The following is a 12,122-nucleotide window of genomic DNA, read 5'->3' as shown; positions in this document are numbered from 1 at the left end:
TCATGGCAACCAAGCCTATCGGCATGTTTCCGGATCAGCACCCGGAGCGGCTCGACCAGTGCCGCCGATGCATGCTGTGGGAAGCCGCAACGCAAACAGTGCCGGGCATCGGTCCGCATCATGCACCGTTGATGATGGTCGGCGAACAGCCCGGCGATCAGGAGGACCTGCAGGGCAAGCCATTCGTGGGACCGGCCGGCGCCCTGCTCGACAACGCGCTTCATGAGGCCGGCGTGCAACGCTCGCAGGTCTACGTGACCAACGCGGTGAAGCATTTCAAATGGGAACCGCGAGGCAAGCGCCGGCTGCATAAAACACCGGCGCAACGCGAAGTCGATGCATGTCATTACTGGATCGAACGCGAGCTTGCGGAACATGATCCGAAGGTGATCGTTGCGTTGGGCGCAACCGCGTTGAAGTCGGTCCTGCAGAAATCGACCGTAAAACTTCAGGCATCGATGGGCCAAGCAATCGAGCACGACGGACGTCTGGTGATTGCAACCTTTCATCCATCGTATGCGCTTCGGGCGCCCGATGCCGGGACGCGCGAAGCCGCATTTCGCGCGATCGTAGACGCGTTGAAACATGCGCATCGGCTGATCGGCGAGCACAGCAAATAAGGAGGACACAGCATGGCACCCGCTTCGAAAACTGCAGGCAAACGCAACACGACGCGCCAGAAACATGCTCGGGCAAAACCGAAACCATCGGGTTCGAAACGCTGGTCGCGTCACGTGATGGAAACCAGCGACGCGATGGACATCAAGAGGGACATCTTCAAGGAGGGCAATGCGCAGGAGATTGCGGACTCGCTGAAGAAGTCGTCCACGCGCAGCAACCGGCGCAAGGGCACGCCGTTCCAGTCGGCCATGTCGATGCTGAATTTCTATATCAATCGCGCGGGGCGCAATTTGCCGAAGTCGCGCCGAACCGTACTCGACAACGCGAAAAAGAGACTCCGCGAAGCATTCGGCCGCAAGCCTTGAGGAACGTTACTTGCTGTCGCACGTTACTTGCTGCCGTATCTAGCCGGCACCCGCAAAGCCGCCGGCTGCGACTGTATGAATCACCAAGGAGACGTCATGCCTGAAAACACGGATCTCAATCCCGGCGATGAAGCCGCCCCCGGCACACCGGGCACCGGAGAAAACATCTGCCCGGCTTGCAGCGGTTCGGGCAAGAAGGACGGGCAGACATGCGCGACATGCGACGGCACGGGCAAGGTCACGGAAGGGATCGGCGGTGCGTGATTACATGCTTCGCGCTTCGTTTTGCGGCATCGCAATGCTTACTGGTGTGCTGGCCGGGTGCGCCAATGCCGCATCGGATGGATCGATCGGCTTCGGCCCGTCCCCTACGCTGCCGCCGCCTCACACTACGCTCCTTCCCACGCTCAACGTGGCGCCTGCCAATCCGTGGCCCGAAGGCACCATGCCTACAGCGGCCAACGGATTCGCGGTGAACGCATTTGCAAGAGGGCTCGACCATCCGCGCTGGCTTACCACCTTGCCCAACGGCGATGTGCTTGTGGCAGAAAGCAACACGCCTGCGCAACACGATCCTGACAAGGGCATCAAGGGGTGGATCACGAAGCAGTTTCAAAAACGCGCGGGAGCAGGCGTTGCAAGCCCGGATCGCATCATCCTCTTGCGCGATACGAAGGGCGACGGCGTGGCCGACATGCAAAGCGTCTTCATCGACAAGCTGCACTCGCCGTTCGGCATGGTGCTGGTCGGCGACGATCTCTACGTTGCGAACACGGACGCCGTTTTGCACTTCAAGTACCACACGGGAGATACATCGATCAGCGGACCGGGTGAAAAGCTGACCGACCTGCCGGGTGGTCCTATCGATCATCACTGGACCAAGAACCTCATTGCAAGCCGTGACGGCAAACTGCTCTATGCCACCGTCGGCTCAAACAGCAATGCGGGCGAAAACGGCATCGAGGCGGAAGAAGGCCGCGCGGCCATCGTGGAGATCGACCGGGTCACAGGCAAGTCGCGGATATTTGCATCGGGCTTGCGCAATCCCAACGGCATGTCGTGGAACCCCGAAAGCGGAGCCCTCTGGACCGTGGTCAACGAGCGCGACGAATTGGGTAACGACCTGGTGCCCGACTACATGACGTCGGTGAAAGACGGGGCCTTTTATGGCTTCCCGTATAGCTACTATGGCCAGCATGTCGATACCCGCGTGAAACCGCAAAACCCGGAGATGGTCGCGAAAGCCATTCCTCCGGATTACGCGCTCGGGTCGCACACGGCGTCGCTCGGTCTCACGTTTTACGATGCAACGCTGTTTCCGCAAAAGTACCGGAACGGGGCGTTCATAGGACAGCATGGCTCGTGGAACCGCAAGCCTCGCAGCGGTTACAAAGTCATTTTTGTACCTTTTTCAGAAGGCAAACCATCGGGGGCGCCTGAAGATATCCTGACCGGATTTCTATCGCCCGATGGCGATGCGCGCGGCCGCCCCGTCTGCGTCACGCTCGACCACTCGGGCGCCTTGCTCGTCGCCGATGACGTCGGCAACTCCGTCTGGCGTGTCACGCCGGCGCAGAGCGCGGCCGGGAACTGATGGCACGGCGCGCTGCATCGGGAAATGGTTTGTTCGCCGTGGCCGAAGCCACGCTGATCAGCCTGTACGATGGCGGCGTGCTGTCGCCAGCCGTTCTCGAACGCGTGATCGCGGGCTTTGCGAACAGCGCGATCGACTGGCATTCAGCGCCTGGAAGCAAGAGCGTGGATGGAAGATCGCTGCACGAAGTTGTCGCCATTACCATGATGCCCGGGCGCGCGATCCGCAATCCATCGAAGGAGTTCTTCGCGGTGGTCGAGCACGTCGGAGGCCGCAGCATTGCAGCGCGGGATGCTAAAGAAGAACCTGAGGAATCGCCCGAAACCGAACCCGAGGATGAACCGGACGACGAACTCATGAGTCAGCTTGCAGGCGCCGGCCGCAAAGGTAGCGCCGGAGCCAAAAAAGCCGGGAAAACCGCACGAAAGTCAGCACCATCCCCCGGTTTCAATCCCCTCTTTCACGCTACTCCACCGGGCCGCGCCCGCAAGTCATAGCAATGTCCTTGACTCATGTCATGGTGGAATCACAACGCAATCCCCCTACACGCGGCACAATAGCAACTGCCAGATCGATAGCGACCCGCATCAGTGACCCGGCCCAGGCACGACCCGGCCGAACCAGAGTGACACCGCAACTTCCTTTCAATGGATATCAACGGACACGACATGGACACACAGGCAACCTCCACTTCCCCGCGCCTTTCCCCCGACGAATTACGCAAGATCGATGCATATTGGCGCGCGTGCAATTACTTGTCGGTAGGCATGATTTATCTGCGTGCCAACCCGTTGCTGCGCGAACCGCTGCAAACCGAACACATCAAACGGCGACTTCTCGGGCACTGGGGCTCCGACCCGGGCCAGTCCTTTACGTGGGTCCATTTGAACCGGCTGATCATCAAGGATGACCTGAACGTAATGTTCGTCTCGGGTCCGGGTCATGGCGCACCGGCGACGTTGTCGAACTCGTATCTGGAAGGGTATTACTCCGAGGTCTATCCGGATCGCAGCGCCGATGAAACCGGCATGCTGCGCCTCTTCAGGTTGTTTTCGTCACCGGGGGGAATCGGGTCGCATTGCACGCCCGAAACGCCCGGATCGATCCACGAAGGCGGCGAGCTGGGCTATAGCCTTTCGCATGGCTTCGGCGCGGCTTTCGATAACCCGGATCTGATCGTGGCTGTGATGGTCGGCGACGGCGAAGCTGAAACCGGACCACTTGCAACGTCATGGCATTCGAACAAATTCCTGAATCCCGTCGTTGACGGCGCGGTACTGCCGATCCTGCATCTGAACGGCTACAAGATCGCGAACCCGACCATCCTCGCGCGCATTCCGCAGGAAGAGCTCGAAGCGCTGATGACGGGTTACGGATACAAGCCGCATTTCGTCTCAGGCTCGGACCCCGCGACCATGCACGAACTGATGGCGCAGACGCTTGAGACGTGCATCGGCGAGATTCGCGCGATTCAGGCGCATGCACGTTCGACGGGCGACACCACGCGTCCGCGCTGGCCAATGATCGTCTTGCGTTCGCCCAAGGGCTGGACCGGTCCAAAGGAAGTCGATGGTCACAAGGTCGAGGATTTCTGGCGCGCGCATCAGGTGCCCGTGCTCGATCCGGCGACCAACGCAAAGAGTCTGAAGCTGGTGGAAGCGTGGATGCGCAGCTACAAGCCCGAAGAGCTCTTCGATGAAAACGGCACCCTGATAGAAGAGCTGCGCGAGATGGCGCCGAAGGGCGAGCGTCGCATCAGCGCGAATCCGCATGCAAACGGCGGACGTCTGCGCCGTTCACTCGACCTGCCGGACATCCGCGACTATGCCTACAAGGTCAAGGCCCCTGGCGGCACGTACCAATCGCCAACGGCGGTGCTTGCCACATGGCTGCGTGATGTCATCAAGCGCAACATGAATTCGTTCAAGCTGTTCGGCCCCGATGAAACCGCGAGCAACAAGCTCGACGGCGTGTACGAAGCATCGGGCAAGCGCTGGATTGCCGAGTACAAGCCTGAGGACAGCGACGGCGGCGCTTTGGCGACCGACGGCCGCGTGATGGAAATGCTCAGCGAACACACGCTTGAAGGCTGGTTCGAAGGGTATGTCCTGACTGGACGTCACGGTCTTTTCGCGACCTACGAAGCGTTCGTGCATGTGATCGATTCGATGTTCAACCAGCACGCGAAGTGGCTCGAGAAGTCGAAGCTGGAGCTCGACTGGCGCGCACCCGTGCCTTCGGTGAACCTGCTGATCACGTCGCTGGTATGGCGTCAGGATCACAACGGTTTCACACACCAGGACCCGGGTTTCCTCGATGTCGTCACGAACAAGAGTCCCGAAGTCGTGCGCATCTATTTGCCGCCCGATGCGAACTGTCTGCTGAGCGTGATGGACCATTGCCTGCGTTCGCGCGACTACGTGAACGTGATCGTCGCGGACAAGCAACCGCACTTGCAATACCTCGACACGGAAGCAGCGCTCGCGCATTGCGCGAAGGGCATTGGCATCTGGGACTGGGCATCGACGGATCAGAACAGTGAACCTGACGTGGTAATGGCGTGCGCCGGCGACATCGCGACCATGGAGTCATTGGCCGCCGTCGAGATCCTGAAGGAGCGGTTTCCCGATCTCAAGATCCGCTTTGTCAACGTGGTCGACCTGTTCCGCCTGATGCCCGATACCGATCATCCGCACGGCTTGTCGAATCGTGATTTCGATTCCATCTTTTCGCGCGAAAAACCGGTCATCTTCAACTTTCACTCGTATCCGACGCTGGTCCACAAGCTCACGTACAACCGCACGAATCACGAGAACATGCACGTGCACGGGTATCGTGAACGCGGCAACATCAATACGCCGTTCGAGCTCGCCATCATCAACCAGGTGGACCGCTTTTCGTTGTGTATCGATGTAATCGATCGTGTGCCGCGCCTGCGCGATACCGGTGCGCATACGAAGAACTGGCTGAAGGACCAGATCAACGAGAGCATTGGGTACGCGCACGCGGAAGGCATCGATCGCGATGAAATCCGCAACTGGGCGTGGAAAGGCTGACGCCATGGCACAGGACATCCTCGTGTTGAACAGCGGGTCGTCGTCGCTCAAGTTCGGCGTGTATGCGCCCGACAGCGGCGACGAAAAAGCGTGGCTGACGGGAAGCGCAAAAGGCATTGGCCGTGACGACGGGTCGTTGACCATGCGTTCGCTCGACGGCTCCATCAACGTTCAGCAAAGTCATGTGATGGAGTCGCAGCACGACGCGCTGCAACGCATGGCCGACGCCTTGCACGAGCATCTCGATCAGCCGCTGGCGGGCGTCGGTCATCGTATCGTGCATGGCGGTCCACACTTGAGAACGCACGCGCTGATCACGGACCAAGTCAAGCAAACCCTTCGCGATGCGGTGCAGTTCGCGCCTTTGCATTTGCCGCAATCGCTCGCGCTGCTCGAACAGGCACAGGACATTTTCCGGGACGTGCCGCATTACGCCTGTCTCGATACCGCGTTCCACCAGACCATGCCGGCACGCGCCACGCATCTGAGCTTGCCCAAGCACTTCGCCGGCGAAGGCGTGGTGCGCTACGGCTTTCACGGGTTGTCGTACGAATCGATCGTGGCGAGCCTCGGCAACGATCTCCCCGAGCGGCTCGTGGTCGCGCACCTGGGCAGCGGTGCAAGTCTTTGCGCGATCCACAACGGCCATTCAATCGATACCACCATGGGCCTGACGCCTACCGGCGGTATCCCCATGGCGACGCGCACCGGCGATCTCGATCCCGGTGTGTTCGTCTATCTGATGCGAACCGGCGGCATGGATGCCGACTCACTCGAACAACTGATCAACAAGGAGAGCGGCCTCAAGGGTCTTTCCGACTCGAACGACGACATGCAGTCCCTTCTGAAACGCACCGACGCGGACGCGGAACTTGCCATCGATATCTTTTGCACGGCGGTGCGCAAGACAATCGGCGCGTATGCGGCATTGATGGGTGGCCTGGACCGGGTCGTGTTCACGGGCGGTATCGGCGAACATGCCGACGCCATACGCGAACGCATTTGCCAGGGACTCGAGTTCCTCGACGTCCAGTTCGATGTCATCGAGACGCAGGAAGAGCGGCAGATCGCCCGTCATTGCCGAACGCTCCTGACTGAAAGTATTTAGTAGGGTACGTGGATTGCTCACGGCTTGATCGAGCCAGTGTCGACCGAGCCGGAGCAATCGATGCCACACCGCCACCCCTCACCGCGCACTAGCCGCAAACCGACATGCCGTTGACGGCGGCGGAGTCAGCGCACGCGGGCGACAGCGCGCCGCTGAACTATTTTCTTCACGCGGCCGGGCCGGCTGCAGCGCCTACCCTCACTCTGGACTGGATCTTCACGACAATTTGCGTGGCGGTCTGCGTGATCGTCGGCGGCTTGCTTGCTGTCGCAATCTTCCGGCGCCGTCCCGACGCACCGCTCGATCAACTGGTCCAGGGCAACAGCGGCTTGCGATGGATCGTGATCGGCGTGGCGCTTTCCGTGCCTGTGCTCGTCGCGATGCTGGTCTACGCACTTGTCACGCTCAACCGGGTTGCATCGCCCGCAGAAACTCCTGCTTTGACGATCACCGTGACCGCCTACGACTGGTGGTGGAAAGTCGCCTACGACGACGCCGCCGATTCGACGCTGCGTTTCGTCACCGCCAACGAGATCCACATTCCCGCCGGCGAACCCGTACGCATCAAGCTGAAAAGCGCTGACGTGATCCACACGTTCTGGGTTCCGAAACTTGCGGGCAAGACCCAGGCGATACCCGGCCAGACCAACGAGCAATGGATCCAGGCCGATGCGCCCGGGGTGTATCGCGGGCAATGTTCGCAGTTTTGCGGCGCGCAGCACGCACACATGGCTTTTGAAGTCGTCGCAGAAAGCCGCGCGGATTTTGCTGCGTGGAGCACGGAGCAAGCCCAGGTGGCGGCTTCATCGAACAATCTGAGCGTCGCCGCCGGCAAGACTCTCTTCCTCGACAAATGCGCGGGCTGTCATGCAATCCGTGGCTCGGACGCACAAGGCGCGCAAGCGCCCGACCTTACCCATCTCGACTCGCGCCGGCTCATAGCCGCGGGCACGCTGACGAATACTGCAGGGAATCAGCTTGCCTGGATCACGGGCGCGCAACGCATCAAGCCTGACTCGCTGATGCCGAGCATTGCGTTGGGACGCGACGAAGCGGCGAACCTCGCCGCGTATCTCGCGACACTGAAATAGGTAGAGAGGAGCGACGCTTTCATGAGCGAACTGTCATCGTCCGATGCGCGTGTCCCCGAATACGGCCGCGTGCCCGAGGGAAGTGCGCGCGAAAAACGCCTTGCCGGGATATGGGAGACGGCGCCGGGCTGGCGCGGATGGATATCGACGGTCGATCATAAAAGCATCGGCCTGCGCTATCTCGTGACGGCGTTCATCTTCCTGCTGATGGGCGGCGTGGAAGCGTTGATCATGCGCGTGCAACTCGCCCGCCCCGACGCAACAGTGCTCACGCCCGAGCAGTACAGCCAGCTCTTCACCATGCACGGCGTGACGATGATCTTCCTCTACGCCCTGCCCGTGCTCTCGGGATTTTCGAACTATCTGTGGCCGCTGATCCTCGGTGCGCGCGACATGGCATTCCCGCGCCTGAATGCGCTTTCATACTGGTTATTCCTGTTCGCGGGCATCTTTCTCTATTCGAGTTTCCCGTTCGGGCAAGCGCCGAACGCCGGATGGTTCAACTATGTGCCGCTGTCAGGACTCGAATACAACACGGGTCCGAACATCGATATCTATGCGCTCGGCATGGTGCTGCTCGGGGCATCGACCACGGTGGGTTCCGCGAATTTCGTCGTCACGCTGATCCGCATGCGTGCGCCGGGCATGTCGATCGATCGCGTGCCGGTGCTCGTATGGGGCACGCTGACTGCGTCCGGCGGCAACCTGCTGGCAGTGCCCGCGGTCAGCCTCGCGTTTTTCCTGCTGTGGCTCGACCGTCAGTTCGGCACGCACTTCTTCGATGTCCTCAACGGCGGCCGCCCCTTGCTCTGGCAGCATCTGTTCTGGATGTTCGCGCATCCGTGGGTGTACGCAATCGTGCTCCCCGCAATGGGTATCGTCTCCGATGCGTTGCCCGTCTTCTGCCGTCGCCGGCTGGTCGGTTATACGCCCGTGGCGTTGTCGACCGTTGCAACCATGGTGGTTGGTTTTATCGTGTGGATCCATCACATGTTCGCAACGGGTATTCCGGCGCTGGCGCTCGCGTTCTTCGGCTCCGCGAGCATGGTCATCGCGATCCCGAGCGCGGTCGCGACCTTCGCGTGGATCGCGACGATCTGGACTGGACGTCCCGTGTTCAAGGTTCCGTTCCTCTACTTCGCCGGTTTCGTGCTGCTGTTCGTGATCGGCGGTGTATCGGGCGTGATGACGGCCGCAGTGCCGCTCGACTGGCAACTCAACGATACCTATTTCGTCATTGCGCATCTGCATTACGTGCTCCTCGGCATCAACGTGTTTCCGGTGATCGGCGGCGTGGTGTTCTGGTTTCCTAAGTTCACTGGCCGGATGATGAGCGAACGGTTCGGCAAGATCACGTTCTGGGTGATGTTCATCGGCTTCAATCTCGGCTTCTTCCCGATGCACATTGCAGGACTTCTCGGTATGCCGCGCCGCATCTATACCTACTCCGGCGACATGGGGTGGGACACGGTGAACATGGTGACGTCCATTGGCTCGTTCGTGTTCGCGGCAGGCGTGCTGATGTTTCTCTGCGATCTTGTCTGGAGCTATAAACGCGGACCTGTGGCCGGCAAGAATCCGTGGGATGCGCCCACGCTCGAGTGGTCGGTCTCGTCGCCGCCACCGCCCTACAACTTCGCGACCATACCTGTGGTGGAGAGCGGTCACCCCTTATGGGAAGACCGCCTGGGGCAGGAGCATCCGACAGCACGCCGTAGTCAACTCGACGAGGGCATGATCCTCGATCACGGCCGCGAGGCGCTCGCGACCCGCGCGCTCGACGGCCGCCCCGACGCCATCCTGAAGATGCCCGGCGACTCCTACGCGCCCTTCTTTCTGGGCCTCGCCTCCACGCTGATGTTCGCCGCCATGCTGCTGCACATCTGGTGGCTTGCACTCGTCATGCTGGCAGGTTTCGCCGCTTCACTCGTGGCATGGATGTGGCCCGAACGTGCGCTCATGCAACGCGAACCGCAAGGAGGCGCACTTGGCTGATGTCGCCGACGACGCCGTGAATGCCGACCGTCCGCTGCCCATCGGCACGTCAGGAAGGCATTCGGGCGGATGGTGGGGCATGTGGATGCTGATCGCCACGGAAGCGGCGTTGTTCGGCTACCTGATCTTCAGTTACCTGTATCTGTTTTCGCAAGGTGGCGGCAAGTGGCCACCCGACGGCCTGCCGAAGATGGGCCCGGCGCTCTTCAATACCGCCGTGCTGCTGACCAGCAGCGTGTTTGTAGTGTTGTGCGAGCACGCAGTGAAACGTGAACGGCGTCGTCTTGCGGTGATCTGGATGAGCATCGCGATCGTGCTGGGCGCGCTTTTCGTGGGCGTGCAGTTGAAGGAGTGGCACGACCATCCTTATGGACCCGCATCGCATTTGTACGGATCGCTTTACTTCACCATCACGGGCTTTCATATGTTGCACGTGGTGGCCGGTCTGATCGTGCTTGCCGTGCTGCTCACCTGGACCGCGCTCGGTTTTTTCGATGACCGGCGTCACACCGTGCTGACCATCGGCGGGATGTACTGGCATTTCGTCGATATCGTCTGGCTCCTCATCTTCACCACGCTGTACATCAGCCCCTACGTGCTCTAGGAGATACGCCGTGACGGCACCTCGACTGCCCCTTCTCCACGCCATGCAGCAGGTCTACGCGCTGCTCGGCGCGCCGCTCGCATGGATCGTGCAGATTTGCGTTTGCGAGGCGCTTGCCGCGCAGTCGTGTTATCCCGCGCAAGACCCGTTGCCGCATCCGAAGATGCCCGCTTTGCACGCGTACATCGGCGCGGTGAGCCTGGTTGCGCTGGCTGTCGCGCTGGGTGGCCTTGCCGCCGCGTGGCGCGGGTGGCGATCAACCGGCGAGGGCAAGGAGCCGAATCCGGATCGCAGGGCCGCACGCTTTGTTTATCGCGTCGCAATGCTCGCCAGTCCGATGTTCGTGCTCGGCCTGATCGTGACGGCGATGGCAGCGCTGATCGTCTCGCCGTGCAAGCCATGGTGAACCCGATGAGATCCGCCCTCGTCATCGTCACGTGCCTGCTTTCGTTTGCAAGACAGGCGTGCGGCCAGACCGCCGATCAGGCCTTGATTGCGCGCGGCGAGTATCTGGCGAAGGCAGGCGATTGCGCCGGTTGCCATACCGCACCGAAAGGTGGCGCGCCGTTCGCGGGCGGCCTTGGCATGGCGTCGCCATTCGGAACCATAGTCAGCAGCAACATCACGCCCGACAAACAATACGGAATCGGCGAGTACACCTATGACGACTTCGCGCGGACCTTGCGTGAAGGCGTGGCGCGCGACGGCAAGCATCTTTATCCCGCGATGCCGTATCCCTCGTTCTCGAAGATCGATGACGACGACATGCACGCCCTCTACGCGTATTTCCTGCATGGCGTTCAGCCCGTCGCAAAGGCTGCAGCGCCCACGCGCCTCCCATTCCCGTTCAATCAACGCTGGGCCCTTGCGTTCTGGAACTTCGCTTTTGCACCGAAGGGACGCTATGCCGTTCGCACGGACCACGACGCGCAATGGAACCGTGGCGCGTATCTCGTGCAATCGCTGGGACATTGCGGCGCGTGCCATACGCCTCGCGGTCCTGCTTACGAGGAACGCGGCTACACGGAGTCGTCGCGGTTATACCTGACGGGCGGGACCAACGATCACTGGTTCGCCCCGAACCTCACCGGCGACCCCGGCGCGGGTCTCGGCCGCGTGCACGAAGCAGAGATCGCGGCGTTCCTGAAGTCGGGACACGGCGGCGATCTGGTCACGTTCGGCAGCATGGTGCAGGTCGTGGAAGACAGCATGCAGTACATGAACGACGATGACCTGAATGCCATCGCGCATTATCTGAAGAGCCTGCCGGCAGAACAGCCTTCCGGGGCCTACGGGCCTCGATCGCTCGGTGCGCAGCAAACAACGGCTGCGGCGCGCACGGGTAACATCGAACGGCCGGGCGCCGGGATCTACCTCTCGTATTGCGCGAAATGCCACGGCGGCGAGGCGCAAGGCATGCCGCAAAAGTATCCGAAGCTCGCAGGCAATCCGTCCGTCCTGAGCCCCGACACCACGTCGCTAATCCGGCTGATGATCGAAGGCGGCAATTCGCCCGACACGCAGCACGGGCCGCCACGAAAAAACATGCCCGCATATGCGGGCATGTTCACGGACACCGAGATCGCGCAAGTGCTGACGTTCATCCGCACGACATGGGGTAACAACGCGTCGGCGGTCACCACGCGCGATGTCATCCGGTTGCGCGACGACATCCACAAGTAGCGTTC

General features: G+C 61.1%; 12 protein-coding genes. All 12 read left to right on the top strand.

What is annotated here, in order from left to right:
* Positions 1 to 2 precede the first annotated feature (2 nt).
* Positions 3 to 620 carry a UdgX family uracil-DNA binding protein gene (locus AX768_RS24975; RefSeq protein WP_062003656.1) on the top strand — a complete coding sequence of 206 codons (618 nt, stop codon included), beginning with the start codon at positions 3 to 5 and terminating at the stop codon, positions 618 to 620.
* 12 nt (positions 621 to 632) lie between these two features.
* Positions 633 to 986: a DUF3175 domain-containing protein gene (locus AX768_RS24970; protein ID WP_062002796.1), complete on the top strand. Its 354-nt coding sequence runs from the start codon at positions 633 to 635 to the stop codon at positions 984 to 986.
* Between the two features lie 96 nt (positions 987 to 1,082).
* The gene (locus tag AX768_RS33335; RefSeq protein ID WP_162916102.1) at positions 1,083 to 1,250 is read left to right on the top strand and encodes a hypothetical protein; all 168 of its coding nucleotides are present in this window, start codon (positions 1,083 to 1,085) and stop codon (positions 1,248 to 1,250) included.
* 4 nt (positions 1,251 to 1,254) lie between these two features.
* A complete protein-coding gene (locus tag AX768_RS24965) occupies positions 1,255 to 2,580 on the top strand; it encodes a PQQ-dependent sugar dehydrogenase (RefSeq protein WP_062002795.1) in 1,326 nt (441 codons plus the stop codon).
* A complete protein-coding gene (locus AX768_RS24960) occupies positions 2,580 to 3,077 on the top strand; it encodes a hypothetical protein (RefSeq protein ID WP_062002794.1) in 498 nt (165 codons plus the stop codon). Before AX768_RS24965 ends, AX768_RS24960 begins: the two co-directional genes overlap by 1 nt.
* A gap of 171 nt (positions 3,078 to 3,248) precedes the next feature.
* A complete protein-coding gene (locus AX768_RS24955) occupies positions 3,249 to 5,636 on the top strand; it encodes a phosphoketolase family protein (RefSeq protein ID WP_062003655.1) in 2,388 nt (795 codons plus the stop codon).
* Positions 5,605 to 6,744: an acetate/propionate family kinase gene (locus tag AX768_RS24950; RefSeq protein ID WP_231941599.1), complete on the top strand. Its 1,140-nt coding sequence runs from the start codon at positions 5,605 to 5,607 to the stop codon at positions 6,742 to 6,744. The genes AX768_RS24955 and AX768_RS24950 overlap by 32 nt, the downstream gene beginning before the upstream one ends.
* Positions 6,745 to 6,848: 104 nt before the next feature.
* Positions 6,849 to 7,835 carry a cytochrome c oxidase subunit II gene (gene coxB, locus AX768_RS24945; RefSeq protein ID WP_062002792.1) on the top strand — a complete coding sequence of 329 codons (987 nt, stop codon included), beginning with the start codon at positions 6,849 to 6,851 and terminating at the stop codon, positions 7,833 to 7,835.
* Between the two features lie 21 nt (positions 7,836 to 7,856).
* Positions 7,857 to 9,830, top strand: coding sequence for a cytochrome c oxidase subunit I (gene ctaD / locus AX768_RS24940; RefSeq protein ID WP_062002791.1), 1,974 nt, complete (start codon positions 7,857 to 7,859; stop codon positions 9,828 to 9,830).
* Entirely contained in the window at positions 9,823 to 10,434 is a 612-nt protein-coding gene (locus AX768_RS24935; protein ID WP_062003654.1) for a cytochrome c oxidase subunit 3, read from the top strand. The genes ctaD and AX768_RS24935 overlap by 8 nt, the downstream gene beginning before the upstream one ends.
* 10 nt (positions 10,435 to 10,444) lie before the next feature.
* Positions 10,445 to 10,840 (top strand): hypothetical protein, encoded by a 396-nt coding sequence (locus tag AX768_RS24930; protein WP_143325614.1) that lies wholly within the window; start codon positions 10,445 to 10,447, stop codon positions 10,838 to 10,840.
* A 5-nt stretch (positions 10,841 to 10,845) separates the two neighbouring features.
* The gene (locus AX768_RS24925) at positions 10,846 to 12,117 is read left to right on the top strand and encodes a c-type cytochrome (RefSeq protein WP_231941597.1); all 1,272 of its coding nucleotides are present in this window, start codon (positions 10,846 to 10,848) and stop codon (positions 12,115 to 12,117) included.
* Positions 12,118 to 12,122 lie beyond the last annotated feature (5 nt).

The sequence above is a fragment of the Burkholderia sp. PAMC 28687 genome (genome assembly GCF_001577465.1).
Classification (GTDB): domain Bacteria; phylum Pseudomonadota; class Gammaproteobacteria; order Burkholderiales; family Burkholderiaceae; genus Caballeronia.
The sequence above is the reverse complement of the archived record's forward strand: the minus strand, read 5'-3'. Positions and strand labels throughout refer to the sequence as shown.